The sequence below is a fragment of the Priestia megaterium genome (assembly GCF_023824195.1).
In the GTDB taxonomy this organism is placed as follows: Bacteria; Bacillota; Bacilli; order Bacillales; family Bacillaceae_H; genus Priestia; species Priestia megaterium_D.
In genome coordinates this window covers 3,127,347-3,153,722 of record NZ_CP085442.1, presented here as the reverse complement: position 1 = coordinate 3,153,722, position 26,376 = coordinate 3,127,347, and the positions used below count along the sequence as shown (strand labels likewise).

Annotated in this window: 31 protein-coding genes; 16 read left to right on the top strand and 15 right to left on the bottom strand. The window is 37.3% G+C overall.

All coding sequences use genetic code 11. The features are described 5' to 3' along the window. The first annotated feature begins 18 nt into the window (after window positions 1-18). Together aspA and LIS78_RS16040 are read left to right on the top strand one after the other, a co-directional pair. Entirely contained in the window at window positions 19-1,449 is a 1,431-nt protein-coding gene (gene aspA, locus LIS78_RS16045) for an aspartate ammonia-lyase (RefSeq protein WP_013057771.1), read from the top strand. A gap of 289 nt (window positions 1,450-1,738) precedes the next feature. Then, a complete protein-coding gene (locus LIS78_RS16040) occupies window positions 1,739-2,155 on the top strand; it encodes a YhfM domain-containing protein (RefSeq protein WP_209150077.1) in 417 nt (138 codons plus the stop codon). 279 nt (window positions 2,156-2,434) lie between these two features. On the opposite strand, the gene LIS78_RS16035 is transcribed toward LIS78_RS16040, so the two are convergent. Then, on the bottom strand, window positions 2,435-2,704 hold the full coding sequence (locus tag LIS78_RS16035; RefSeq protein WP_013057765.1) for a GlsB/YeaQ/YmgE family stress response membrane protein: 270 nt from the start codon (window positions 2,702-2,704) through the stop codon (window positions 2,435-2,437). 350 nt (window positions 2,705-3,054) lie between these two features. Here LIS78_RS16035 and LIS78_RS16030 point away from each other — a divergent pair, with 350 nt between their 5' ends. Beyond that, complete coding sequence (locus tag LIS78_RS16030) at window positions 3,055-3,870, top strand: STAS domain-containing protein (RefSeq protein ID WP_013057764.1); 816 nt, start codon at window positions 3,055-3,057, stop codon at window positions 3,868-3,870. Between the two features lie 43 nt (window positions 3,871-3,913). Here LIS78_RS16030 and LIS78_RS16025 read toward each other — a convergent pair whose 3' ends face one another. Beyond that, a complete protein-coding gene (locus tag LIS78_RS16025) occupies window positions 3,914-4,099 on the bottom strand; it encodes an aspartyl-phosphate phosphatase Spo0E family protein (RefSeq protein ID WP_195782723.1) in 186 nt (61 codons plus the stop codon). A gap of 157 nt (window positions 4,100-4,256) precedes the next feature. Next, window positions 4,257-4,520 carry a GlsB/YeaQ/YmgE family stress response membrane protein gene (locus LIS78_RS16020; RefSeq protein WP_013057762.1) on the bottom strand — a complete coding sequence of 88 codons (264 nt, stop codon included), beginning with the start codon at window positions 4,518-4,520 and terminating at the stop codon, window positions 4,257-4,259. Between the two features lie 198 nt (window positions 4,521-4,718). Here LIS78_RS16020 and LIS78_RS16015 point away from each other — a divergent pair, with 198 nt between their 5' ends. The 3 genes from LIS78_RS16015 (at window position 4,719) to LIS78_RS16005 (ending at window position 6,716) form a co-directional block, all read left to right on the top strand. Then, a complete protein-coding gene (locus tag LIS78_RS16015; protein ID WP_209150076.1) occupies window positions 4,719-5,483 on the top strand; it encodes a GNAT family N-acetyltransferase in 765 nt (254 codons plus the stop codon). 142 nt (window positions 5,484-5,625) lie between these two features. Next, window positions 5,626-6,102, top strand: a complete 477-nt coding sequence (locus tag LIS78_RS16010; protein WP_014459392.1) for a hypothetical protein — start codon at window positions 5,626-5,628, stop codon at window positions 6,100-6,102. 137 nt (window positions 6,103-6,239) lie between these two features. Further along, window positions 6,240-6,716: a hypothetical protein gene (locus tag LIS78_RS16005; protein WP_252283991.1), complete on the top strand. Its 477-nt coding sequence runs from the start codon at window positions 6,240-6,242 to the stop codon at window positions 6,714-6,716. A gap of 36 nt (window positions 6,717-6,752) precedes the next feature. On the opposite strand, the gene LIS78_RS16000 is transcribed toward LIS78_RS16005, so the two are convergent. Both LIS78_RS16000 and ytvA read right to left on the bottom strand, forming a co-directional pair. After that, window positions 6,753-7,586, bottom strand: a complete 834-nt coding sequence (locus LIS78_RS16000) for an STAS domain-containing protein (RefSeq protein WP_252283990.1) — start codon at window positions 7,584-7,586, stop codon at window positions 6,753-6,755. Between the two features lie 238 nt (window positions 7,587-7,824). Then, window positions 7,825-8,604 carry a YtvA family blue-light photoreceptor gene (gene ytvA, locus LIS78_RS15995; protein WP_252283989.1) on the bottom strand — a complete coding sequence of 260 codons (780 nt, stop codon included), beginning with the start codon at window positions 8,602-8,604 and terminating at the stop codon, window positions 7,825-7,827. Between the two features lie 152 nt (window positions 8,605-8,756). Here ytvA and LIS78_RS15990 point away from each other — a divergent pair, with 152 nt between their 5' ends. From LIS78_RS15990 to LIS78_RS15980, 3 genes are all read left to right on the top strand, one after another. Continuing rightward, window positions 8,757-9,020, top strand: coding sequence for a hypothetical protein (locus LIS78_RS15990; protein ID WP_209150073.1), 264 nt, complete (start codon window positions 8,757-8,759; stop codon window positions 9,018-9,020). 352 nt (window positions 9,021-9,372) lie between these two features. After that, window positions 9,373-10,038 carry a cobalamin B12-binding domain-containing protein gene (locus LIS78_RS15985; RefSeq protein ID WP_195782729.1) on the top strand — a complete coding sequence of 222 codons (666 nt, stop codon included), beginning with the start codon at window positions 9,373-9,375 and terminating at the stop codon, window positions 10,036-10,038. Then, window positions 10,025-10,849, top strand: a complete 825-nt coding sequence (locus LIS78_RS15980; RefSeq protein ID WP_195782730.1) for an STAS domain-containing protein — start codon at window positions 10,025-10,027, stop codon at window positions 10,847-10,849. The genes LIS78_RS15985 and LIS78_RS15980 overlap by 14 nt, the downstream gene beginning before the upstream one ends. Window positions 10,850-10,938: 89 nt before the next feature. On the opposite strand, the gene pdxR is transcribed toward LIS78_RS15980, so the two are convergent. Beyond that, on the bottom strand, window positions 10,939-12,372 hold the full coding sequence (pdxR, locus tag LIS78_RS15975) for a MocR-like pyridoxine biosynthesis transcription factor PdxR (RefSeq protein WP_195782731.1): 1,434 nt from the start codon (window positions 12,370-12,372) through the stop codon (window positions 10,939-10,941). Between the two features lie 144 nt (window positions 12,373-12,516). On the opposite strand from pdxR, the gene LIS78_RS15970 reads away from it, so the two are divergent. Further along, entirely contained in the window at window positions 12,517-13,434 is a 918-nt protein-coding gene (locus LIS78_RS15970) for a DMT family transporter (protein ID WP_050689866.1), read from the top strand. Window positions 13,435-13,546: 112 nt separating this feature from the next. Here LIS78_RS15970 and LIS78_RS15965 read toward each other — a convergent pair whose 3' ends face one another. Next, a complete protein-coding gene (locus LIS78_RS15965; protein WP_195782732.1) occupies window positions 13,547-14,461 on the bottom strand; it encodes a LysR family transcriptional regulator in 915 nt (304 codons plus the stop codon). A 410-nt stretch (window positions 14,462-14,871) separates the two neighbouring features. Here LIS78_RS15965 and LIS78_RS15960 point away from each other — a divergent pair, with 410 nt between their 5' ends. Beyond that, complete coding sequence (locus tag LIS78_RS15960; protein WP_195782733.1) at window positions 14,872-15,975, top strand: citrate synthase/methylcitrate synthase; 1,104 nt, start codon at window positions 14,872-14,874, stop codon at window positions 15,973-15,975. Between the two features lie 57 nt (window positions 15,976-16,032). On the opposite strand, the gene LIS78_RS15955 is transcribed toward LIS78_RS15960, so the two are convergent. Continuing rightward, window positions 16,033-16,497 (bottom strand): DUF4306 domain-containing protein, encoded by a 465-nt coding sequence (locus tag LIS78_RS15955; RefSeq protein WP_229754573.1) that lies wholly within the window; start codon window positions 16,495-16,497, stop codon window positions 16,033-16,035. A gap of 188 nt (window positions 16,498-16,685) precedes the next feature. On the opposite strand from LIS78_RS15955, the gene LIS78_RS15950 reads away from it, so the two are divergent. Beyond that, a complete protein-coding gene (locus LIS78_RS15950) occupies window positions 16,686-17,570 on the top strand; it encodes a diacylglycerol/lipid kinase family protein (protein WP_229754574.1) in 885 nt (294 codons plus the stop codon). Window positions 17,571-17,597: 27 nt separating this feature from the next. Here the strand turns inward: LIS78_RS15950 and LIS78_RS15945 are convergent, their stop codons facing one another. Next, the gene (locus tag LIS78_RS15945) at window positions 17,598-18,161 is read right to left on the bottom strand and encodes a YitT family protein (RefSeq protein WP_252283988.1); all 564 of its coding nucleotides are present in this window, start codon (window positions 18,159-18,161) and stop codon (window positions 17,598-17,600) included. A gap of 363 nt (window positions 18,162-18,524) precedes the next feature. On the opposite strand from LIS78_RS15945, the gene LIS78_RS15940 reads away from it, so the two are divergent. Beyond that, window positions 18,525-19,694: an MFS transporter gene (locus tag LIS78_RS15940; protein WP_209150072.1), complete on the top strand. Its 1,170-nt coding sequence runs from the start codon at window positions 18,525-18,527 to the stop codon at window positions 19,692-19,694. 185 nt (window positions 19,695-19,879) lie between these two features. After that, window positions 19,880-20,326, top strand: coding sequence for a GNAT family N-acetyltransferase (locus LIS78_RS15935; RefSeq protein ID WP_195782736.1), 447 nt, complete (start codon window positions 19,880-19,882; stop codon window positions 20,324-20,326). Window positions 20,327-20,654: 328 nt separating this feature from the next. Here LIS78_RS15935 and LIS78_RS15930 read toward each other — a convergent pair whose 3' ends face one another. Further along, window positions 20,655-21,011: a hypothetical protein gene (locus tag LIS78_RS15930; protein ID WP_013083823.1), complete on the bottom strand. Its 357-nt coding sequence runs from the start codon at window positions 21,009-21,011 to the stop codon at window positions 20,655-20,657. Between the two features lie 67 nt (window positions 21,012-21,078). Next, entirely contained in the window at window positions 21,079-21,945 is an 867-nt protein-coding gene (locus tag LIS78_RS15925) for a YitT family protein (protein ID WP_013057742.1), read from the bottom strand. A 162-nt stretch (window positions 21,946-22,107) separates the two neighbouring features. Between LIS78_RS15925 and cobT the strand changes: the two genes are divergently transcribed. Beyond that, entirely contained in the window at window positions 22,108-23,145 is a 1,038-nt protein-coding gene (gene cobT, locus LIS78_RS15920; protein ID WP_209150071.1) for a nicotinate-nucleotide--dimethylbenzimidazole phosphoribosyltransferase, read from the top strand. Window positions 23,146-23,203: 58 nt separating this feature from the next. Here the strand turns inward: cobT and LIS78_RS15915 are convergent, their stop codons facing one another. After that, window positions 23,204-23,368 carry a hypothetical protein gene (locus tag LIS78_RS15915; protein ID WP_155727968.1) on the bottom strand — a complete coding sequence of 55 codons (165 nt, stop codon included), beginning with the start codon at window positions 23,366-23,368 and terminating at the stop codon, window positions 23,204-23,206. A 289-nt stretch (window positions 23,369-23,657) separates the two neighbouring features. Between LIS78_RS15915 and LIS78_RS15910 the strand changes: the two genes are divergently transcribed. Next, a complete protein-coding gene (locus LIS78_RS15910; RefSeq protein ID WP_013083820.1) occupies window positions 23,658-24,338 on the top strand; it encodes an FHA domain-containing protein in 681 nt (226 codons plus the stop codon). A 15-nt stretch (window positions 24,339-24,353) separates the two neighbouring features. On the opposite strand, the gene LIS78_RS15905 is transcribed toward LIS78_RS15910, so the two are convergent. From LIS78_RS15905 to LIS78_RS15895, 3 genes are all read right to left on the bottom strand, one after another. Next, window positions 24,354-25,121 (bottom strand): class I SAM-dependent methyltransferase, encoded by a 768-nt coding sequence (locus tag LIS78_RS15905; RefSeq protein WP_209150070.1) that lies wholly within the window; start codon window positions 25,119-25,121, stop codon window positions 24,354-24,356. Between the two features lie 188 nt (window positions 25,122-25,309). Continuing rightward, window positions 25,310-25,771: a DinB family protein gene (locus LIS78_RS15900; protein ID WP_014459413.1), complete on the bottom strand. Its 462-nt coding sequence runs from the start codon at window positions 25,769-25,771 to the stop codon at window positions 25,310-25,312. A gap of 121 nt (window positions 25,772-25,892) precedes the next feature. After that, window positions 25,893-26,168, bottom strand: a complete 276-nt coding sequence (locus LIS78_RS15895) for an AbrB/MazE/SpoVT family DNA-binding domain-containing protein (protein ID WP_013057736.1) — start codon at window positions 26,166-26,168, stop codon at window positions 25,893-25,895. Window positions 26,169-26,376: the final 208 nt, after the last annotated feature.

Below are 26,376 nucleotides of genomic sequence, written 5' to 3'. Positions count from 1 at the left end.
AAGAAAGCAGGTACAGCTATGAAACAAGAAACAGCAGGATATCGTACAGAAGCTGATTTTCTAGGAGAAAAACAAATCCCAGCAGACGTATACTACGGTGTACAAACCGCACGTGCCGTAGAAAATTTCCCGATTACGGGTTATAAAGTACATGAAGAAATGATTAAAGCGCTTGCTATTGTAAAAAAAGCGGCAGCGCTTGCAAATATGGATACAAAGCGCTTATATGAAGGTATTGGAAATGCGATTGTGCAAGCAGCTGATGAAATTTTAGCAGGTCAGTGGCATGAATACTTTATTGTGGACCCTATTCAAGGCGGAGCAGGAACATCAATGAATATGAATGCTAATGAAGTTATTGCAAACCGTGCTCTTGAAATTATGGGAAATAATAAAGGGGAGTATGGTAAATTAAGTCCTAACAGCCATGTTAATATGTCTCAGTCAACAAATGATGTATTTCCAACGGCTATCCATATTTCAACGCTGAACTTATTAAATAAACTTCTTGTTACAATGAATGATATGCATGATGTGTTTAAACGAAAAGCGCAAGAATTTGATCATGTAATTAAAATGGGCCGTACGCACCTTCAAGATGCTGTACCCGTTCGTCTTGGTCAAGAGTTTGAAGCATACAGCCGTGTTTTAGCGCGCGACATTAAGCGTATCAGCGCAACGCGTGACCACTTGCATGAAGTAAATATGGGGGCGACAGCTGTTGGAACAGGCTTAAATGCAGATCCTCGCTATATTGAAAATGTGGTCAAACACTTAGCGGATATCAGCGGTCTGCCGCTTGTGCATGCAGAGCATTTAGTGGACGCTACTCAAAATACAGATGCTTATACAGAAGTATCTGCAGCGCTTAAAATCTGTATGACAAATATGTCTAAAATTGCAAATGACCTGCGTTTAATGGCATCTGGACCTCGTGCAGGTCTAGGAGAAATCAGCCTTCCTGCTCGTCAGCCTGGCTCTTCAATCATGCCAGGAAAAGTAAACCCTGTTATGGCTGAATTAATCAATCAAATTGCGTTTCAAGTAATGGGAAATGACCAAACGATCTCTCTTGCTTCAGAAGCAGGTCAGATGGAGCTTAACGTCATGGAACCTGTGCTTGTGTTTAACTTGCTTCAATCAATCAGCATCATGAACAACGGTTTCAGAAGCTTTACAGATCACTGTTTAGCAGGAATTGAAGCAAACGAAACGCGCATGAAAGAATATGTAGAAAAAAGCGTAGGGATTATTACAGCTGTTAACCCTCACTTAGGCTATGAAGTCGTATCTCGTATTGCGCGTGAAGCGATTTTAACAGGAAAACCAATTCGTGAGCTTTGCCTTCAATACGATGTGTTAACAGAAGAGGAATTAGATCTCATTTTAAATCCATTTGAAATGACGAACCCTGGTATTGCAGGAAGTTCATTGTTTGATCGTCAGTAAATAGAACGGCTTCCATAAGGAAGCCGTTTTTTTATGAACACATTTACTGAACGACTGAGCGCATTCAACATACAAAAGTAAACGCCGCTATTCGCGCTGTTCATGTCATAGAAGATGTCGAATCGTAACGAAAAACTGGATCCTTTCGGGGATTCAGTTTTTTTGAGCAAATGAAGCAGGGATTTATATGAAGAAAAGAGAATGCAAAAAGAGATTTAAAAACGAGCAGCTGGTAGCATCATTCAGCAAGAACATCTCATTTCAATTACACAAAGAAAGGTAGATGTAAATGAAAAAAGTATGGTCTGGATTAGTTGTTCTCATTGCTATTTGTTGGGTGATAACAGGATGTCAGCAAAGCAGTGCTTCAAGCGGTACTGTTGAGCAAAAGCTCGTAATCGAAAAATACATAGCCGATAATCAATATGGCCATGCGGTTAAAATGAAAGACCAAAATCAAGTGCAAAAAGTACAGCAGTGGTTAAAAGATGTATCATGGAGAGAAGAAAAAGCTGAAATGATTCGAAAACCTAACTACATTCTTCACTTTGAACCGGTGGAAACAAAAAAGGATATAAAGATACAATCTTATCGGATGTGGGTCAACTTAGGAAACGAAACCGTTGAATTAGCTACAGATACACACTACGCACAGTTAAAGGGCAAACAAGCAAGATCATTTATTGAATTAGTAGAGCCCAAATAGAAAGCAACTATAAAACAATGTCCAATGAAAGCTAAAACTGCACCCGTTCATATTGAAGCTATCTTCACCGATATGCTTGATGATCTCGAAGGTACAGAGCTGCTCATTACTAACGCGCTTGATATGAGGGTGTAGAAGTATTAAATGTGAGAGGTGACAAGCAGCAATTTTTAAATGTAGCAATAAAGAATTACACTTACAGGTAGCTCCATTGTTAAACATTTTGCTATAAGGATTAAGGGAAAAAGAGAAATCAAGACGCTGATTTCTCTTTTTTATTCAGGCATGTCGATGATTATTATTTCCGCGCATTTTGCGTAAAACAAAGCTCACAATTAAGACTAAAATAACAGCACCAATAATAGCAGGAACAATTGCGAATCCGCCAATCTCTGGACCGAAATCTCCAAAAATTAGAGAGCCTAACCATGCTCCAATGAACCCAGCGATGATGTTTCCGATAATTCCACCTGGAACATCTCGTCCCGTTAACGCACCAGCAAGCCAGCCGATAAGTCCTCCAACAATAAGCGTCCAAATAAATGACATATACCTAACCTCCTTTTTATAGGGAATTCCTTTTCAGTCTTTCCTAAAACACACTTTGTCATGCGACATGCTTGTTGCAAACCCTTTTACATTTTTTCATCTATTTATCATATATGCTAAGATAGCCCAACATTAAATTGAAGAGTTATGTATGAGAATCCACTGTGAAAGTAACGATAAAATGAAGGAGAGAAGTTCAGCTCGTGTACGTTTTAGATTCAATTTAGCTCATTCTATTCGTAAAAGGGGACATCCGGTTCATTTTTTAAAGCTTTTTCCCTTAGTTTTACTTTTTTTAACGGTATTTGTGATATCATTTTAAGTAAACAAATTCTTAACGGGAGAACAATATGGAGTCATTATTATTAGATAAAAAGCTTAAACACATTACGAATTTAATTCTAGAAAAAAAAGAAGAGTTCTCAAAACAAAAAAAATATGAAGAAAAAGATATTCAACAACAGTTAGAACCGTGGCGCGTTCATTTAATTCAAATATATGCTGATTCTGTCTCAACAAATGATACAAAAAACTTTGAAGTGCTTGAGGAATGGGGAAGAGAAGTAGCGAATTTACTCGTTGTCCTTCAGCTTCCGTTGGATGTAGCATTAGAAGAAATCAGCTATTACCGAAATGTTATCGGAGAAATTATTAAAGAAGAAGCAAAAGCTGAGACGTTTACGTTTGATGCCTTCTATCAAGTTATTTCTCGTTTCAACGTAGTAGTAGACAAGGCTGTACACTGGGTTAGTAAATCATATATGACGGACTTTGCAAACAAAATTCAATCCGCTCGCTATGCAATTGATGAACTTTCAATTCCTGTGGTACGCATTACGAAAGAAATTGGCGTGATTCCTCTTGTTGGCGATTTAGATACAAATCGCGCTCAAATTTTAATGGAAAATGCGCTTCAACACGGCAGCGACTACAAGCTAAATTGGTTGATTATTGATTTATACGCGGTTCCAATTATTGATACGATGGTAGCGGACCAAATTTTTAAAGTAATCGGTGCTTTAAGATTATTAGGAATTCAAGTGGTTTTAAGCGGGATTCGTGCTGAAATTGCTCAGACGATGGTGAACTTAGGGTTAGATTTGGCTGACATTACGACTTTCAGTAGCCTTCACCAAGCAGTGGAATACGTTAATCAAGCGGACTAATACAAAATAAAAGCCCATGATATGGTTACATACTCATGGGCTTTTATTGGTAGAAGAAAATTTGAAGTTTATTTAATAAAGCATCTAATGATCGACTAACTTGAAGTGTGTTAGGACTTGTCATTCCTTCACGGACAGCCGTTTGAATCATTAACGTTCGTGTCTGTTCGATTTCTTCTATTAGTATTTGGTACATGGATTTGTCTTTTGGGTGGGTTGAAAGCAGCATATTAATTCCTCTTTTTCTATAGTGATTATGGTTAAATTAACATTAATGGGTTTATCTTTCAATATTATGAAATTAAAAATAGTAAATTTTAAGAATTTTTCATATAAAAAAAGAACCTCTTTTTCAACAGAGATTCTTTTTCTAATATAATAATTTATTAGGCATGTTTATGATTACCACGCATTTTTCTCATAATGAAACTTACGATTAACACTAAAATGATTGATCCGATAATAGCAGGAATAATAGCGAATCCACCTACAACTGGTCCGAAGCTTCCAAAGATAGCTGAACCTAACCAAGAACCGATAAAACCGGCAATAATGTTACCAATAATACCTCCCGGAACGTCTCTTCCTGTAATTAATCCGGCAAGCCACCCAATAATACCACCTACAATAAGTGCCCATAAAAATGACATAAATATCATCCTCCTTTTTAATGATGTATTGCTTATATAGGTTAGTACCCCACTTAAAAGAAAACTATTCATAGAATAGCAAAAAAAATAAAATAAACTTGTAAAAGGATTTAAGAACTGCGATAGAGTCATAGAAAATAGACTAACTAGTATATAATAGAAAAAGGAACATAGTTTAGAAAAGAAAGGAGACATGAAGTGAAAATAAAAAATCAAAGCGATGTAGTAGAACAGCACTTGATTCAGCACTGGATGTATTTTCAGCATACGAAGAAATCTGTGAAGGTGGATACGCCAGAAATTAAATGGATTTCTGCATCTCCTTACAATCGCGGTATATATGCAGGAACCCGTCATATTGAGCCTGCGTTAGGGATATGCTCTCCGGAAGGGGAGGAACCTCTATGGATTGTTGGTCCATCTTCATATGATAACCTTGGGCCAGTTCTTCATAAAAATGGATTTGTTCCTTATGAAAAATGGATCGGAATGATTCAGCACATTCAAGAAAAAGAATACGTACATACAGGAGTAGAAGGGTTTCAATGTAAGCGAGTGCACACAGAAGCTGAATTGAAAGAATGGATAACGGTATACATAGACGGCTATCAAAAACCAGAAGAATATCAAGCTGACTTTCTTGAAAGGTTTAGGGAGCTTATGCAGCACACTGACCAATATCAGTTATATCTGGGCCTTTATCACAACCGGCCAGCTGTAGCTGGGTCTCTCTTTTTTTATGACGGTACAGCGGGTTTGTACTGTATCACTACAGCTAGACATATGAGAAGAAAAGGCCTGGCCACCGCATATTTGAAGGAAGTTCTTACTGGAGCAAAAAAACAGGTGGATACGTGTATTTTGCATGCTACAAGTGCAGGAAAGCCAGCCTATGAAAAACTTGGTTTTACAGCGGTTAACGAATTTGATGTATATAGATGGAGAAATAGAGATGGAACATAATGTGCGGCAGTTTGTGAAAAAGAGACAAATTTCGACAAATCTTTTAAAAAAGTGTAGCTTCCACTTCGTTTTTGGTGTATCCTAGGAAAAAGCAGCAGCATGAGCTAGTGTTGTACATAGAACACAGATAAAAGGAGTCATTATGAAACATTTTTTTAAAACGAGCACGTTTTGGATAGGTTTGGTTGTCGGAATCGCGCTCACATTTGGGGGATATTTTACTGTTACTAGTATTTATGATTATTATTTAGGACGAGAACAGCTGAAAGTATTGACTGCCTCTCAGAAAAACCTTCAAACTGCTTTTAAAGAGTATAATCAGCTTATGGCCGAAAAAAAAACCAAAAAGCAATTTATCAATGAACTCGATGATATTTCAAATACTATAAACTATGAATATAATGAATTAGCTTCCCTTGATCCTACGATGAAAACGATGTATAAGCATACGGGCGTCATCGATGATATGGAACTGATGATTGATAATATCGATAGCATTTATGAATTAACGATGAATGATCATAAAGACGCAACAAAACCGCTTCAAACCTACGTATCTGATTTAATGGAATATGTAGAAAAAGATATGAAAAAAGAAATAAGCATGCTAAGTAAATAGAACAAAACAGCTGTCTAAACAAATAGGCAGCTGTTTTTTTGTTGATTATAAAAGGAATCTTTTGGTTGCAGGCGAAAGAGTATACTATGCACTCATTCACTTACGTGCACCACGTTCACAAAAAGGGAGGACATAGTATGAAAAAAGTGGTGGTTATCCTATTTAGTGTGTTTTCATTAGCCGCATATCAGGTTCCTACAGCTGAAACGCTTGAAGGTCCTTATCCACCCGCTATAAAAATAATAGCAGAAGGCAAGGAAGCCATCATCAAGCCTTTATTTTTTTGCTGGACCGAATGTGAAGCTGATTTTGGCGAACGAAAAAATTTTAGACAAATTGTTATGAAAGATAGTATTCCCGTCTCTCAAGGTGGTCAAGTGTCCGTTGAAATAGATGGTAAAAAACCTAATGCGCTTTATTACAAACAAATTCGCAATCAGTCTATTTATGAAAACATAGTAGAAAAAAAGGACATAAAAAAAACATCTGCTATTACAGTAGATTCTGCCTCTCGCAGTGATCGGTATATACTCGTAGCGGACTGGAAAGATAGCAAAGGAAAAAAGTTAATCGGGCGTGTCTACTACACCCCAGTAAAATTTGAAACGCCATAGATATGGCTCTCTATGCTGTAATAGAGAGCCATATGCTTAACTAATAGAATTAAGTGCTTGTGCAAGAGAAGAAGTAGTTTTAACATGTTCAAATGAAAGCCCTAAACGAATTGCAGTTTGAGAAATTTCCGGTCGAATTCCAGATAAAATTGTTTGCACACCAATTAAACGAAGAGCTTTTACTAAATTAAAAATCTCCTGTGCCATCATCGTATCAATCGTAGCTACGCCGAGCAGGTCAATACATAAATGTTCAACGCCTTTTTCCGAGCATTGCTGAAGCGTATTTTCTAAAATAAACTGACTTTTGACCGTTCCAATATCCCCCACAAGAGGCAGAAGTGCAACTTTGTTTTGAAGCATGATGACAGGAGAACTTAATTCATTAATTAACTCTTTCTGAGCGTTCAGCTGTTCTTGCGTATTTTTATGATATTCTTGAATAAAGATATAAATAGATAGATCAAAAGCTTTAACAATAATGTCATACCACATAAATATCTTATCTACGCTTACCTCATTCGAATGCAAGGAGATAAACTTCTTTAAATAATTAACGGCAATTTTTTGTGAATTAAAATATTCTCGAATAATAAAGTGAAGAGGCGTATTTAAATGCTTTGGATCACGCGCTAGTTCTATCGACCACTGCTGAAAATCTGAAAAAAAATACTCCTCATCCTTTATAAATACGTCAAATAAATGCTGGAAATAATCTTGATTTTGCTGCTTCAGTTCTTTCACAATTGCTGGATTTTTACTCGAATAGACAGAGAACTCATTTTCATCGTCGAGCTGATTGTACCAGTCTTCAGTTAATTGAAGAGAATGTTCTTTGAAAAAATGATATAAGTCCTGATTTTTATGCATGAAGACTCTCCTTATATATGTATAGTCTAATTGATTTATAAATAAAGGCATAAAAGCATCCCCTGAGCTAGAGTGAGGATGCTTATAAATAAATCCATTATGAAGCGCATTTATTTTCCTATACGCCTTGTTTTCCCTAACTGTATACTCTCAAACCCAATTTATTAAAAAATAAACATTTTTTAACTAGCATATTCATGCATTTTAACTATTTTTCATAAAGAACCACTTCTTGTGCTTATAGCTTTAGCTTCGGTAAGGCATCTTTAATGCTTTGATAGACTAAAATAAAGGACATATCATCTTCTATAGTGCTCATATGTATGGCCATGTTAGGAGAAATTCCTGTTAAAACAAGCTGAGTTCCCATGAGCTTCAGCCAATTGTAAATATTAAGAATATCACGGCCGAATGAATCATTAAATTGCGCTAACCCTGAGACGTCTAGGATTAAATAACGATCTTTGCTGCTTGTGTTACGCGAGGTGAAGCTATTAAATAGCATTTCTATACGCCGTTCGTTTAACGTTCCGATTAATGGAAGAACAGAGATTCCTTCCTCTATTGGCACGATAGGGGTGGATAGCCTTTCCACTTCTTCCAAAGCTTGCTGAAGCTGTTCCTGGGCTGTAATTTCTATTGTTACGTCTTTGTGAACACCGATAAAGTAGTATTTATCTTCTTCTATATATGTCGGGTCAATCGTTAGCTGATTATGAAAGAAAGAACCGTCTTTTCGATAATTAACAAGCGTGACAGAGACTGACTGATTGCGGCTGATAGCGCTGCGAATTTCATCAACGTGGTGCGGGTTTGTAAGAGGACCTTGTAGAAAACGGCAATTTTCCCCTAATACTTCTTCTTCCTTATAGCCGGTCATAAGGGAAAACCCTTGATTGAGGTAAATAATTGGGTTATCAGGCAAAGAAGGGTCTGTCACGATAATACCAGATTGTGAGCTATGAAGGGCTTTATTTAAAATGGACCATTTTGAATCTTGAGCTTCAGGTGTAGTCAATGCATTCCCTCATTCCTTGGAATTTTTATAAAAATATTGTGACATAAACACGTCAAAAAAACAATTTTCGACGCGTTTGCTGGTAGAGAGAGAATAAGGATAAGGAAAAATATGTTATAATAGTTTCAGGGGCAAAGGGAGTGTGAACAAATGTGATAACCATCAATTTATTTAATGTTAGTTTCTTTGTGATGGCACTAGTAGGCTTCATTTTTATTTTTTGTTTGCATCTAAAGTTTAAACGTCCACTGTCATTATTTAAATGGTCTTTTTTGTTCGGAACGATGCTGCTGTCGTTAAGCGTATACTTGTTTATGACGACCAGCCAATATATTCATTTGATATGGAATACAATCGGCTCAGTTATGACAGCGCTCTATCTTATCAGTATTATGGTCGGAGCAGAAGAGTCATAAATACATATGTTTAAAAGTCTATTGAAAGTGGAAAATAAACAGATATGCATAAAAGAGACAGTTACAGACTTACATTCTTTTAGCCAAAATGATGACAACCAGAAAAACACCTCGGTAAAAAATGCCGAGGTGTTTTTCATAAATAAAAGGGAAAGGAGAATATTTAGAGAAATGCTAGTCATATTTTATTGATTGTAGTAGAATAAAAAGTTATTATTCTATTTTTAGGTTGTTGCTATTGGCAACATGTGTTAGTCTAAAAGTGGTATACATTTTAGGCGATCTTGAAAAAGAAAGACGAGAAGCTTTTATCAAAGTTTCTTAAAAGCTTTACGTTTACCGAGGTGAAACAATGAAATCTCAAGTAAAAAAATTTGTAGGCTATTTATTAGCTGGTGATCAAGACAGCGCTTGGGAAGTTGTGCTAGAAGAACTCCAACAAGGAAAGAACAGCCTAGATATTTATGAAAATTTAATTACAACCGCAATGCGAGTAACTGGAGATATGTGGGAAGAAAATATCATTTCTGTAGCTGATGAGCATGTCGCCACTACGACATGTGATTATGTGCTAACTCGCTATCGCTTTTATAAAAAAATTCAGGGACACGCTTCAGACATCGCTCCAAAGGCACTGCTTCTATGTTTGGAACAAGAACAGCACTTTATTGGTTTAAAGATGGTGGCTTTATTGTTTGAGGAACATGGTTGGAATACTCGCTTTTTAGGGGCCAATCTGCCTCTGGAATACGCTGAGAAAATGGCTATAGAATGGAAGCCGCACATGGTAGGATTATCTGTCAGCATCCCTTATCATATTGAGAGGCTTGCTGAATATACCAAAACTTTGGACAAATTAGAACCAAGGCCAACGGTAATGGTAGGAGGACGCTTAGTTTCTCAAATTGATTTCTGTTCTTACTGTTCTGAGCATACACGCCTAATTCCGGATCTTCACCAACTAAATAACTGGTTAGTCAGTTATCACAAAGGAGTGGAAGTTAATGTCGATGCTTGAATATGTTCCAATTCCTTACTTTTTAGTGGATACTGAATTTAATATTTTGGAATGGTCGCAACAATCAGGTCATTTATTTAAGCCTTCAGCTAATTTTTTAGATCTTGTAGATGTATTCAGTCAAGAAAAGGCGAGAAAATTTTTAAGCTTGCGTCAAAAAGATTCTAGAGAACTGTCGGTAGACGAACCTCATGATGAGCAAACGCTTGTCCAAAGTCGAGGGCAGGCTATTCAGAAAGTAGAACTTGTGGTGCAAACCAATGATTCACCTTATTCACTGTTTGAATGCTTAATTCAATGGGATGGTGATGTAGGTCACTTAGTTTGTATTCGCCAAGATGAACGTATCCAAGAGCTGACAAACCTTGTCCAAGACCATCGGAAACGATTAGCAGATACAGATTTTGAACTACTTGAACAAAAAGAACGTCTTGAAAAATCGTTACAAAAAATTAAGCAGTTGTCCGCTTCTTTTATTAAATTATCCTCTAAAGTAGGACTTATACCTCTTTTTGGGGACTTAGATACAGCTCTTGTAGCTGAAAATACGTCCATTTTGCAAAACTTTGCGCATGAAGGAAATTACACCACGCTTCTATTTGACTTTGGGGGACTAGATATATTAACGACCGAAGGAATTCAAGCTTTTGCAGGCTTTATGCAGTCCTTCTACCTCATGGGTATCACATGCTATATTATTGGCATGAAGCCGCACCATACGGCTGCTTTGAAAAATAGAACGTTTGGTGATCAAATTATTTATATGAATAACCTCAGTGAAATTATTGCTGTGAATAAAAATGTGAGTTAAAAGGGTGGAGGAGAAGAAAGAATAACTTTCTTCTCCTCTTTCTGTATACACTTCTTTTCTTACAATTAAACATCTATTAAAGAATCTTTTTATATTTCAGCTGAAAGAATGGCGTTAAGACGTTGAAGTCCTGTGTTCAAATCAGTATCACTAAGGAGGGAATAGCTTATTCGAATGTAAGCATGAAGCGGTTTGTGAACAAAACAAGCTTCACCAGGTAAAAAGCAGATATTGTGCTCCTGGGCTTTTTTTAATAACCCAAATGTGTTTACTTTTTGAGGCAGTTTTAACCATAAGTTGAATCCTCCTTTAGGAACTTGGAATTGAACGGATTCGGAAAGAGACGAAAGCAGGTCGCTTGCATGATCTCTTCTCAGTTGCAAAGCGGTCCTCAGTTTTTCCATGTGATGTTTCATTCGCTCAGTGCGTAAAAAAGCTAGCACGGCTTTTTGAGTTAGCAAGGGACTACCAATATCCATCAGTGCTTTAACCGCATATAGCCAATCAAATACAGAACCTTGTGCATAAAGTAATCCAATTCGAAGTCCTGGAGCCAAAGTTTTACTAAACCCCTTCAAGAACAAAACATGCCCATTTTTATCAAACGTTTTGATCGGTGGAGGCACCGATATATCATCGAAATAAATCTCTCCAAACGAATCATCTTCAACAATAAAAAAGTGATACAATTCGGCCAAATCAACTAGTTCTTTGCGGCGCTGTCTGCTCATTAGTATACCTGTAGGGTTTTGAAAAGAAGGGTTCACGTACAAAAGCGAAGGCTTTATTTTTTTGCAGACTTCTTCTACTAAATCAGATTGTATTCCTTCTTCATCTAGTTCAATTGAAATGACGTTAACACCTTTATTGGTGAAGACATCAATTGCAGCTCCGTAGCATGGACTCTCTACTATAACCGTATCCCCTGGCTTTAAAAGCGTTTGAGCAATTAAATCAATACCTTGCTGAGCGCCACTTGTAATCATAATTTCATGAGGATCAGCTTTTATTCCTTGCTCTCTCTGTAAATAAGAAGAAAGCTCTATGCGAAGCTCACGATCTCCTTGAATTGGACCGTATGTGGCTAAAACAAGCTCATTGGTACGTAACAGACTTTGCATTTCTTGCGCTAAAAACTGATTAGGAAGGAGACGAGGGAAAAGAATAGCCTGAGAGAAATCATAATATTTACGATCACGATTTAAGCTATACTGAGAGCGCGTGATATTTACGTTTAATTCATCTTGCCATGAAAAATTATTTAATACCTTGGAAGAACATTTAGTAACCCCTTTAACAAAAGCTCCTTTTCCTGACTGTATTACGATTAATCCTGATTTTTGTAAGAGCTGATACGATTTTCGTACCGTTAATAAGCTTATTTCTAACTCTTGTGATAGCTTGCGTAAAGAAGGGAGCTGATCACCAGGTTTTATCATGCTCGTTTGGATGCGATAACGAATCTGCTCATAGATTTGCTGATAAATGGGGGTAGAAGATTTTTTATGTACATTAAATCTCATTGTGTCACCTAACTATTCTTTTTCTTTAGTTAACCTCAAAATAAGCATGGGCGCAACTGGAAAAACAGCAACTGTTATAGTCAAGGTTTTACTGTTATACTTCCTTTCTTTTATACTCGTGGCATGTTTAAAGGAGGAAGATATATGATTATTATTAATTACGTACTTATCTGTTTTATTTTCGGCACGACATTCTTAACTATTAAATTAGGGATTGAAGCAGGAATGCCTCCACTTTTCTCAGCTGGAACTCGCTTTCTTTTAGCAGGAATATTAGTAATCTCGTACTTTGCATATAAAAAAGACGTTCGACGCTCGTTATTATTTTCAAAAAAAGTGATGATGGTAGGGTTTTGTTTGACCTTTATGACATTTTCAACACTCTATTGGGCAGAACAACATGTGACATCGGGTCTTGCAGCTGTTTTATCTGCTACTGGCCCAATGATGATATTGCTTATTCAAGTGATGCAAAGAAAAATGGAATTAAAAAAAGAGCAGTTATTCGCTTTGCTTCTGGCTTTTACCGGTGTTATTTGCATTTCACTTCCAAATGTTACAGCCACTATGTCTTATTCGTGGACGTTAGGGTGTATCATTATCATAGTAGGAGAGGTATTTTACGGCATAGGCAGCAATTATTCGAAAGCTTTGTTAAATGAACTAAAAGAAGTGTCACCATTTTTAATTAACGGTATTCAAATGTTTTACGGGGGAATATTTCTACTGGTGCTATCTTTATGTACAGAGCAGATCCATGTTTCCACTATTATGCCTTGGAACGCAGTATGGTCTATTGTATATTTAATTTTTGTTGGTTCAATTGCTGGACACGGCTTATATTATTGGCTAATAGCTCAAACAAATCCGGTTTTTCCATCTACTTGGTTGTATGTATCTCCTTTAATCGCGGTGTTAATCGGTTATGTAGTCTTAAATGAAGCTATCACGCCTTCTATTATTGGCGGAGGCCTTCTTATTTTAATAGGAGTGTTTATGGCCAATCGTGAAGCTTTGGGAGTACATTTTAAAAAAGGTGTGCTATTCAAAAAGCAGCTGTAAAACAAGTCGCCATTTGCTGACTTGTTTTTAGTCAATCGGATGACAAAAAGGATTGAAGAAGATATTAAAGATGACTAAAAGCCTCTTCCTAATGAAAGAAGAGGCTTTTTTGTTAAGAGTTTGCTGACATCGTATGAGACGGCAAAATGATGTCTTGGTCTACTAGGAAGGATAAAAGTTCTCGTGTAGCATATGACATATAGCGATCTTTTTTCAAAATGATGCCGAGCTCCCACATTGGAGTAGGTGCGGCAATTGGAATACTTTTAATAAAAGGGTTATTGATCTTCGGAAACACGGACTTTGGTAAAATTGCAATACCTAATTCAGAAGCGACTAGTTCAATAATCAAATCCCATTGCGAACTTTCATACGCTATTTTCGGATGAAAACCAGCTTGAATGCACTCGTGAATAATGCGATCATGAAGAGAAAAATCTTTGCTGAACAGGACAAATGGCTCTTCTCTCAGCTCGCTCAAAGCAACGATTGATTTAGCTGCCAGCGGATGCCCATGATGAATGTATAAATTAAACTCTTCTTCAATAAACGGATAGACGTGAAAAAGAGGGTTTTGAATAGGCAACACGATAATGCCAAGGTCTACTTGTTCGTTTTCTACAAGTTCGACAATTCGCTTTGCGCCAAGCTCCACAAGCTCTAATTTCACCTGAGGATGTTTTGATGTAAAGTTTTTTGCAATCATTGGGAAAACAACAGTCCCTACTAAAGGAGGAATTCCTACTTTAATATCTCCTGTAGGCAGATTCCGTAAATCATCTAACAGAGCATGCAGCTCGTGAAGAGTGGATACCAGCTTTTGGCTTTGCCCATACACAATCTGTCCTGCATCGGTTAACGTCAGCTTTCGAGTAGAGCGATCAAAAAGATCTACGCCGAGTTCTTCTTCTAGTTTTTTTACAATTTTACTTAATGCTGGCTGAGACAAGTGAATTGCAGCTGCTGCTTTCGTGAAACTTTTTTGATTAACTACTTCCATGAAATGTTGCAGTTCTCGAATATCCATAAATTCTCCTCACTAGTATTCTTAGTTTTCATACTATTTATTCTATTTATCTATTTTACTTATGATTCAAATAAATGTAAACTCTTACATAAGGAAGTGAATAGTGATTCATCTAAAAATAGTACATCAAATTCCTCTAAATACGTTAGAAACCCGCATATTTGTAAGCGTTAACAAAAAAAGCATCCTCGAAGAAAATCCTAGAAAAATATTTTTTTCTCCCGTAAAACAAAGCCGCAAGCGCAGAAATAACACGTGTTGAAATGTTCACTTTGTATACTGTTCTGACAATTAAGAAAGAGGAATAAAATGGTATAGTGCACCACTAAGGTGAGTCTATTCATTCTGCAAACGAGCCGTACATAGAAAAAAGGGCCAGTTTGTTAAAAATAATTGGGGGAGTGATTGAGATGGCATACGTTAAAGGATTAGAAGGAATCGTTGCAGCTGAAACAAAAGTAGGGCATGTTGATGGAGAGAAAGGTCAGCTGATTTATCGCGGATATTGGGCGAAAGATTTGGCGATCAATTATTCTTTTGAAGAAGTTTCTTATTTAATTTGGAACGGCACACTGCCAAATCATGATGAGTTAAAAGCATTTAAACAAAAAATGGTGACTCATCGTACGCTTCCGGCTAATATTGTTGCGTTAATGGACTGTTTGCCAAAAGATACAGAAGTGATGAGCGCGCTTCGCACATGTATATCAGCATTAGGAGACCCTTCATACAGCTGGCCACCGACAAAAGAGCAGGCGCTTGCGATTACATCGGTAACACCTACCATTATTGCCTATTGGTATCGTAAAATGAATGATTTAGAAGTAGTAGAGCCTAACGAGCATTTGGATCATGTAGCAAACTATTTATACATGATTAATGGAGAAATTCCAGATCAAAGTTTGGTTACTGCGCTGAACGCATATTTTGTTTTGACAATTGAACATGGGATGAACGCCTCAACCTTCTCATCACGCGTTATTTCATCTACCGAATCTGACATGGTTTCAGCTATTTGCGGAGCAATTGGCGCGATGAAAGGTCCGCTTCACGGAGGAGCTCCTTCTGGTGTTATTACCATGTTTGATGAAATTGGAAATGAAGAGAATATTGAGCCTTGGGTTCGTAAAAAATTAGATAATAAAGAGAAAATTATGGGATTTGGTCATCGCGTTTATCGTACACATGATCCAAGAGCAGAAGCATTAAAAGAAGTATCAAAACAAATCTCAGGAGACAACGGGCTATTTGACTTAATTGTTAAAATTGAAGATAAAACCATTGAATTACTAAATGAATACAAGCCGGGTAGAGGCATTTATACTAATGTAGAATATTTCGCTGCAGCGGTTATGAAAGCGGTTGAGCTTCCGTCTGAACTATTCACTCCAACCTTCACAGCAAGCCGTGTAGTTGGCTGGACAGCTCATGTCGTAGAGCAGTCAGAAAATAATCGTATTTACCGACCTCAGTCTGCGTATATAGGTTATACGCCAGTTGAACAAAATCAATGATAATAAACTTGATTTCACATAAAAAACGTCGGTAGATCCGACGTTTTTTTCATATGGTTAAATATATTCCTCTTGAGAATAAAATCGCTTTAATAAATAGAATAATCCGACTGCTAAGCATAAACTTGCTGCAGCTAAGCTAGAGGTAATCATGGCATGCTCACCTTCGGTAGGGGTATGTGAAAGTTTATAGCTGCTGTAGCATAAGAGAGCTGTGATACATAAACAGCAGGAGCTAATCAACCCATACCGCTTTTTGAAGCCAATAATAGATAGTAATACAATCAAATAAATTCCGCTCACCATCATCATAATTGGAAACTGAGGGTGGAATTTAATTGTATATAACAAATAATCGATGTGAGAATAGTGATGAACCGCCGAGGACTTTGTTAGCCCTCCGGTCAAACTAGCTGATAAAGGTCCTTCAAGCATCGAAGAGCCGTTATACCAAGTAGCGACTGAGGAAAGTAAAAAAACAAAACAACTTGCAAATAGCTGCGTCATGCATTTTATTGACACGTATAGAAAGCTCCTCTCAATAACCATCTTTTGTTAATACAAGTCCGAAAATTATTATAGCAGGTTTTGAAAGTAAAAAAAGTACTATTGGAATGGTTTCATAAAACGTTCATATTTGAAAAGGTTTGTTTTTTTAAAAGAAAGGGAAAAAAGGTGAAACGGATGATATGAATAGAGGAGAGAGAAAGATGAAGGCAGCAGTGATTTTGAATCCAAACGCAGGAAACAAAAAATTAGTAAATGAAATTGACTTTATATGTGATCGGTTAAACACAGCATTTGAGACGGTTACTTTATATAAAACGGAGCAACCTGGAGATGGTGCCGATCTGGTAAGAAAATTGGAAGGCAAAGCGGATGTCATTATTGGAGCAGGAGGAGACGGGACAATTTATGAACTCATCAATGCTCTTGCTCCGCTGCAGCAACGTCCTGTATTTGCTATTTTACCTGGAGGAACGTGCAACGACTTTTCGCGTGCAATTGGAATGAATCAAAATCCTTTAAAAGCAGTGGAGCAAATTATAGAAAAGCAGACGGAGGCAGTGGATGTTGGAAAACATGGCGAAGATTATTTTTTAAACTTTTGGGGAATCGGCCTCGTAGCTGATGTATCTGAAAATATTTTAGAAGAAAATAAAGAGAAATTTGGTAAGCTCTCTTACTACATGAGCGTAGGTAGAACTTTAAATCAAGCAGAGCCTTTTCAATTAAAAATGACGAGCGAAAAAGCTTCCTATGAAGGAGAAGCTGTTATGGTGTTAATTGGAAACGGTCCTTTTTTAGGAGGAACTCGCGCTATGCTAGGAAACAGCTCATTTCAAGACGGATTATTAGATGTATTCGTTATTAAAGAAATGGGAATCGAGCCGGTTATGGCATGGTTACAAACAAGCCCTGATGAGGAACAGCTTAATCCTGAAAGCAACCTTATGCATTTTCGTGCAAAAGAAGTCCATATCGAAACCACTCCTGAAAAAACGGTAGATTGTGATGGAGAAAAAGAAACGACAACACCTTCAACGATTACGGTTCTCCCCAATCACATAAATATGATAGTAGGAAACAGATAAAAAAACGCTGGAACTTCCAGCGTTTTTTTATGAAGACAGCCATCGCGGAGAAGTAAAGAGCATAATCATTATGCTGCTCATCGTAATAACAAGCATGGAGTAGCAAAAAGCAGTAAATCCGATAATATGTAAGCCCACTATCATAATCGTACTGTCTAAGATAAAAATGGTTATTCCTATATTGATTTTCCATTTTTCCGATACAATAATGGCAATTAAATCAAGCCCGTCCGAACTGATGCCGTAGCGAAGCATCAGTCCTATTCCCATTCCTACGAGTGCGCCTCCAAGCAATGAGCTAAAGAGCAAAGGAAGCTCCAGCGTGCCTTCGAGAATAGACAGCCATTCTGTCATAAAAAAAGAAACAAATAAACCTATACTTCCATAAAAAAAGTTTTGACGATGACGAAAAAAAGCATATAAATAGACAGGTACGTTCAAAAAGAAAATGGACATTCCGATAGGAGTTCCAAACACATAATATACGATAAGCCCAAATCCTATAAGTCCACCGTCTAGTAAGTGATACGGAGCAATAAATCCGTTTAGCCCTAGTCCAATTAATAAGCTGCCACAGCAAATCGAAACCACTCTCGAAAAAATATTCCTCACCCTATACGTTAAATTTTAATAGGAGTACTCGTCCATCTATGTATATGGCAAGCTTAGGTTATTTAGAAGTAAAGAAGAAGAAGAAAAAAGAAAATTATGTAAAAAGTATTGATTCTATAACTCTGATATCCTATAGTTAATCTAACTTCGTTTTCACGACAATTTCTTGATTTTTTACAATACTGTTTAACTGTTTGTATTTTTTAATATATAAAAAAGTTGTATTCTGTAAAAAGCATACGATTGTAATAAGTCGATAAGAGCAAGCCGCTATATAAAGGGGTTGATTACGTGTAGGATTCTCTTTCTTTTCAGTCATACTAAAAAGAAAGAGGGATTGTCGTGAAAAATCGTTCCGTACTTTTTTTATGGTTTGGTCAAAGCCAAGCCAATTTAGCAGATGTATTATATATTGTTGCGTTAATCAGCATTCTTTACGCTCAAAATAGTTCTCCTGTGCTCCTTTCATGCATTCCGTTTACCATTACGACTGCTAAGTTTTTGAGCAGTTTTACTGTGCCTTTTCTTATAGATCGCTACAGGGCTAAGCGTATTCTTGTTGTGTCTCAGCTGTTAAAAACCAGTGTTTTGTCTATGTTTTTCTTGTGGCATATGTCGCTTATCAGCATGCTGTGCTGCGTGGCGCTTATTGCTTTTTTCGATGGGTGGGCAGCTCCGGTTCAAAGCTCTATGCTTCCTCATTTAGTAGATAAAGAGAAGCTGTTAAAATGGAACAGTATGTTTAATGTCACGGATCAAACGATTCAAATTGCAGCCTATCCGCTTGGAAGCTTTCTGATCATTAGCTGGGATGCTACTGGCCTTTTATGGCTGTCATTTTCGTTATACAGTTTGTCACTCGTATTCATGCAGGCCATTCGCATTAACGTTCATTCTTCTAAAACGAAGCAAAAACAAGGGTTAAAAGAGGGATGGAAGCTAATTTGGCATTATCCGCGCCTGCGGGTTTTATTAGTCATGGAGGTTTTAGAGGGGATGGCTGCCGGCGTTTGGGCATCAGCTATTGTCTACGTGTTTGTGAAAGAGATATTAAATAAAAATGAAGCTTGGTGGGGCTATATCAACAGCAGTTTTTTTGTTGGAACGGTTCTTGGAGGTTTCATTTTGTTGAAGATTTCAGTTGAACAAGAGAAAAGTCTTTATCATATCGTAACACTAGGCAGCCTTTTATCAGGTTTCTTTACATTGTTGTTCGGAGTGATGTCTGCTCCTTTTCTTTCACTTTTACTTAGTTTTGCTATTGGCATTGCCCTTCAAATAAGCGCTACGTGTTCTTACACGCTTACACAAACGGCCGTTCCTTTAGAAAAGCTTTCTAAGGTACTTTCCGCTACGCTGAGCGTTTCATATGTGACGTTTGGGCTTTCGGTGCTGCTGCTTGGAGCTGTTGCTTCGCTAAATGTGACGGCGGCGTTTCTAACAGCAGGAGGACTGGTTGTAATCAGCGGCTGTGTAGGTTTATTCTTACGAAATTATGCGCTTTATGGCTAAGAAAGGTTGCTTTGTGCAACCTTTTTTTTAGAAACACCGCATTTTCCTCCCTCAAGCATAAGCTGTATAAGGTTGTTTTTTAAATACCCCTTTTGTAAAAGTAGGAAGCTTTTCACGAAAACGAAAGGAAAAAAAGTATGGCTATCGAATTATGTTAAGAGCGTTGAGCTAAAAGGAGTGATTAAATGGTTGTCATTCGACAAGCGGTTGAAACTGATCGAGAGCGACTGGCTACGTTAATGCAAGAATATATAGTAAAATTCTGTGAGCAGCCTGACCCTTCCCGGAAAGCTTTAACTTTACATATTAAGCGCTTATTGAATAATCCTTCCTACGGTATCCAGTTTGTTGCTGAATTGGAAGGGAAACTAGTAGGTTTTGCGACGGTGTACGTATCGTGGAACACCTATTATTTTAAAGAAACAGCCGTCTTAAAAGACTTGTACGTATCTCCTTTAAACAGAGGAAATAAAATTGGTGAACGTTTGTTTAAGATCTGCCTTGCCTATTCTCAAAAGTATGAGTTTGCAGGTATGACCGCTGAGTGCAGCAGTGAAAATAAAGTTGCTCAAAACCTTTATCACAAAATGAACGGTAAAGAAAATGCAGGGATTCAATACCGTTTTTTTTAAGAGAAGTGCAGCTTTTACTTTTAAGACTTCTACTAAATGGCAAAAATATGTTATAGTATGAAAAGTGAAATTGATGAAAATGTCGGTGGGCTATATGTTAGATGATCGTATCAATAGTAGGGAGAAGTTGGACTAGCTGTTTGAAAGGCGGCCATCCTATTTTTAGTATAGCCGCAAGGAAGGAGCAGGACCTTGAAAAAAAATCCAATCTTAAACGCGTGGAAAATAGTAACTGCGACGAGCGGTTTTTTACTTGCGCTGTTTATCTTTAAAGTCCGAAAAGGAAGATAACCATATAAAGAAAGCTCCTCGATTGAGGAGCTTTTTATTATTTAGTAATAGGAAACGTCAAGGGAGTCACGGTTGATAAAGAATCTCTGTAAGAATGATAGGTGAAATAATGACGTGTTGGACTATAAATAGTCATGTAAAGTAAATAATCATATTTCGTTTCCATATAGAAAAAAACGCCGTCTGCGTGGAGTGTATAGAAAGAGTACGAAATCCCGAGCAGCGTTTGCTTTTGTACGCTTGTGCTTGGATTTTCTTTAATCCATTCATACAGTTCAAACACACTCACTCCTGGTGATGATTGCAGCGTATGTACTTTGTCATATAACTTATCAGATACATCGGAAACCGACTGTTTTAATTGGTGAAATAAGTTGGACATTTGTTCTTTCATTGTGGTGAGCTCCTTTACGGGTAGTCAGCTATTAGCATGCTCAGAGAAATCCACGCTTATGTATAAGTTAGTGGATGGCTGATTTGAATTTACCGCCATGCGCTTCTTGGGTATCCATAATGGTTGTAAATGCATGCGGATCAATTTCGGAAATAATGGTCTTAAGCTTGGTAATTTCTAAACGCGTCACAACTACGTATATGACTTCTTTTTCTGTACCTTCAAATCCACCTTTACCATACAGCTTCGTCACGCCGCGGCCTAGACGATGCGTAATAGCGTCTGATAGCTCTTCATAGTGATTTGAAACAATAAAAGCTGCTTTTGTTTCATCAAGCCCTTGAATAATCGCATCGATTGTTTTAGAAGCAATATAGTACGTAAGGATAGAGTACATGGCCTGTTCCCAACCTAGCACAAACCCTGCCCAAGCAAAAATGAAGATATTTAAAAACATCACAAATTCGCCCACAGAAAACGGGATTTTTTTTGTTAATAAAATACCTAAAATCTCAGTTCCATCTAACGCTCCGCCGTGACGAATGACCGTTCCTACACCTGCTCCTAACAGCAGCCCGCCAAATACAGTAGCAAGAAGCGGTTCAGATGTTACAGCTGGAACATGGTGCAATTGAGATTCTACAATGGATAAAGCAACAACTGCAAACATAGATGAAAAGCAGAAGTTACGACCAATTTGTTTGTATCCACTATATAAAAAAGGGAGATTAAAGATGATGATAAGAAGACTGAACGGCAATTTCGTTAAGTAAACTAAAATTAGAGAAATACCGATAATACCGCCGTCAATTACGGAATTTGGGACTAAAAATAATTCGATAGAAACGGCAGCCAGGGAAGCCCCAATTAACATCATAATGTAGCGATAAATGAGCCGACCTGCCTTTTCCTTTTTGTGCTGTTTCGTTGTCATAAAATCTTTCCTTTCAAAATACTGCCTATACGCAACTCTTACTAGTATAACTAAGTCTTGGGAACTCTATCCAATTATCTACTTTAAAAAAGACTAGCCAGAATAAACAAAATCCTGTTAAATTAAACGGTAGACATTTGCTGAAATAAAGGAGCTGTACATATGATAAACGTTTATATTCCAGCGCTTCAAACAAGCGCTGGTGAAAAAGCGGCACGCTATATTGATACATTAACCAAACCAATAGGAAGCCTTGGAAGACTCGAAGAAATAGCAGTTGAATTAGCGGCCATGACCGGGGAAGTTTTTCCGACAGTCACGCCGCCGGGAGTCCTCGTTTTTGCAGGCGATCATGGAATTGTAAAAGAAGGAGTTTCAGCTTATCCGCAAGACGTAACGGCACAAATGGCGCTGAATTTTTTGCAGGGAGGAGCAGCTATTAACGTGTTTAGTCAGCAAATAGATGCCCAGTTCAAACTGATTGACATCGGCATTGCTTCTGACCTTTCCCATAAGGACCTTGTACAACGCAAAGTGAAGCTGGGCACGGCAAGTTTTTATAAAGAAGACGCGATGACGCGCAGTGAGGCAGAATTGGCTGTTCAAGTCGGATATGAAGAAGCTGAAGAGCTTATTGCCCAAGGAATTAAATGTTTGATTGTAGGAGAAATGGGCATCGGAAATACTACGTCAAGCACGGCTATTTTAGCTGTATTGACAGGAGAAAAAGTCTCTAAGCTTGCAGGAATGGGCACAGGAATTTCTGACGAACAACTGCGCCACAAAGTGAACGTGATTGAAGAAGCGCTGCAAAACAGGCACATTAACCCTCAGGATCCGATTGATATTATTAGTAAAATAGGGGGCCTTGAAATTGCCGGGATGACAGGTGCTATGTTGGCGGCAGCTGCTCACCGTATTCCTATTTTAGTAGATGGTTTTATTTGTACAGTTGCAGCCCTTCTAGCGACAGAAATCAATACACAAGCAAGAGACTATATGTTTGCTAGTCACCAATCTGTTGAACAAGGTCATTCGTGTGCAATGAAGCTTCTTGGCAAGAAACCGCTTCTCAATCTCAATCTTCGGTTAGGTGAGGGAAGTGGAGCTGCTGTTACATTTCCGCTGCTGCACTCAGCTTCACTGATGATTGCCAATATGGCCACGTTTCAATCTGCGGGAGTGTCTGAGAAAGAATAAACCTAAAAAAGACATGGGAACAAAACCATGTCTTTTTTCTTTATTTTATAAAAAAATCTTATATTTTTAACATCATAAACCAATAAATGCTAAAGCTAGCACCTGTTAAAATAAATGATCCAATAATTAACAATACCAGTGCAACGCGTCGTTTAATCGCTTGAATTTCTCTATCTTTTGGCAAACGTCCCATTGGTCTTCCTCCATTATGTAAATATTTCACGTATTTTCCTATTTTACTCTGCTTTAAAAAGAGAGGACATATGTCAAAGTTACTAAAAATCAAATTATTTTACAAAAAAATTGTATCCCCGTTACAGCAGGGCAAAGAATACGTATTTTTCCAGTTAGAAAAGGACTGCTCTAAAGGTTTACTTACATGACAACAACCTTTATCATATAACTGACTATACTATGATGTTATCCAAAGTTGGAAGAAATCTCAATAAATGTGAGTGTTATAATTACATGATAAGAGTCAGAAAATTTTAAAAAAAGAGTGTGAGCAAACAATGAACGGTATGTTGATTATTCGGAACGGTGCTCCTTTTTATGAAGGAGCTTCCGTGCCTATTCCAAAAGATAAAGCCTGTATTATCGGACGAAGCAGTGAAGAATGGGAGCCTTATCTGGCCTTTCAAAGTGCTTACATTTCACGCAAGCATTTTGAAGTAACGTACGAAAGCAATGCATTTTTCATTACAGACTTGTTTAGTAAACACGGGACTAAAGTAAACGGAGAAGAGTTACAGCCTGGAACCCCTCGTTTATTGAAAGAGCAGGATGTCATTACCTTAGCAAATGAGGAGGCAGCTTTAGTATTTAGAAATGATGATATGGATGCAACCCTCGATTTAGGACCTTTGCTAAAACAAATAAATAAGCCATTTTACACATTAGATCCAATTTTGCAGAAAGTAAAAGTAAAAGAGGAAACGTATATTCTGTCAGATAAAGAATACGCGTGCTTAGCTTATCTTCTAGAATACAACAATCAATTTGTTTCAAAAGAAGCATTAAAAAAAAGCGTTTGGCCTGAACGAGTAGAGTCAAATGGAGAAATTCTAGTAGCAGCGGAAGAGCTGAATGCGCTGATTTACCGGGTTCGTAAAAAAATAGGAACGTATTTAGAAATCGAAGTGATTCGAGGAAAAGGATATTGGCTGCACTTTAACGAAAATGGACGTGAATAGAATCACGTCCATTTTTTAATCTCGTTTTACAGCATGTACACGTATATGTTTAGCTTCTGCTAGCCAAGATCCATTTTGAAATAGTTTGTCTTGCATTCGATTTTCTAAGCGCGTAATGAGGACATTTTTTGTTTCTGTCGTCACGTGAGCAAAAAGAGGGGCTGCATTTGTTTCCAGCCAATTACGCAAGCCGTTTTCCCCTTTTAACAAGAAGGGACGGCTGTAGTGGATAGCCGTGGTGACTTGAAAATTCTGTGATTCCAAAAGAGAAGAATATTCAGCTACAGAAGGAAAGTACCATGGGAAATCTTCATCATTATACGGGATATCAAACGTTTTAAATTGACGAATGATTTCTGTGAAAATTTCGTCCATGTTTCCTTTTCCCCAAAATTCTGCTACAAATCGGCCATTTGGTTTTAAAGCATTGTAAATGTTTTTAATGACAAGGTGAGGGGGACGGATGTCGTGTAAAGTTGCATTGGAAAAAACTGCGTCAAATTGTTCGTAATAAGGAAGGTTAAGGGCATTTAACTGTTCAAAGGATAGAGTTGGGTACTGATGACGAGCCTGTTCAATCATATTTTCAGAGCAATCGATGCCCGTTGCACGGACATGAAGCTTATTGAGCTGCGAAATAAATTCGCCAGTGCCGCAGCCAATATCTAAAATATGTTCGCCAGCTTGAGGAGAAAGAAGGTTCATAGCACTTCCTCCAAATGAAGAAACAAACGGAAGATGATACACTTGAGCAATTTTTTGTTGATTAACAGTTTGACTCATGAAGTGATTCCTCCTTTGTAAAAGATGATGACTATCGTTTTATAAGAAGAAACAAGCTTTGAATAGTAGATATGAAGTTATTGATAGAATTATACCATATATCTCACTTATTATGCCGAAAACTGCAAAGAAAAAGCGCACCAAACTTTTAGCTTGGGCGCTTACAAGCATGAACTATTTTATAGCTATTAACCGAACTGAACAAATAGAGGAAGATCTGTATGACCCATCTCACGTACGTAGACGTATAAATTTCCTTTATGATGAATTTCATGGTCAATGGCCATTTGTAAAAGTTGTCTTCCGGGAAGCTTTCTTCCAAACGCTGCAGTTGCGTCAATTGTTTTGTTTAAATCATCTTCGCTAAGTGAGCGTAATACGTCTACTGTTTTTTTCGTATATTCAGCTGCAAGGTCCGATAATGACTTACCGCTAAAATCAGCTTTTTGTCCAAGTGGAGATAAATCACCGGATTTTACCACTGATGCAAATGCATAAAAAGATGTTAAAATATGCGTAGATAAGTCAAAAGCGGACATAGATGTCGGGGCAGGCTTGTATTCGTAGTGACCTGCTTCAATTTTGTTGATTAATTCATTAGTTACGTTTCGATGTGCTAAAAAGTGATGGGTAATTTGTTCAACTGTCATGATGAAAGGCTCCTTTATTATGTATTTCGCTTCTGAGTATAGCATCTGAAAATCAGAAAGCGAAGAAAAAACTTTAACAAAAAGAAAAACAGCTGCATGTGAGCAGCTGCTTTTCTTATTATTAGAAATTACGTTGTTTTAACTCTTCAAGTAATAACTCCATACCTTCGCGGCTTAAAGTTAATTTGCCATCTGCGATTGTTACGTTGTCAGAAGATACTTCGCCAGTAATCGCACAAGCACCGTTCGGCTCATATTTCTTCAAAATAATTCGATCTGTTTCAACAAAAATTTCAACAGGATCTTTTACATCTATTTCAAGAACACGTCTTAACTCTTTAGGAATTACGATACGACCTAAATCATCTACTTTTCTTACAATACCAGTCGATTTCATTTTTTAATCACCTTTACTTTTATATTTTATTGAGTACGCAAAATATTATTTTTGGAATTTCTAAGATGATTATATACTAGATAACCGCTAAATTTGTCGAAGTTATTAATATGTAAATGAACTGTAATATTATTGAAATATTATCTGTAAATACAAATCCTCCTACAATATGGAATATGTAGGGCTCTTTGTATGATATAGGAGATGA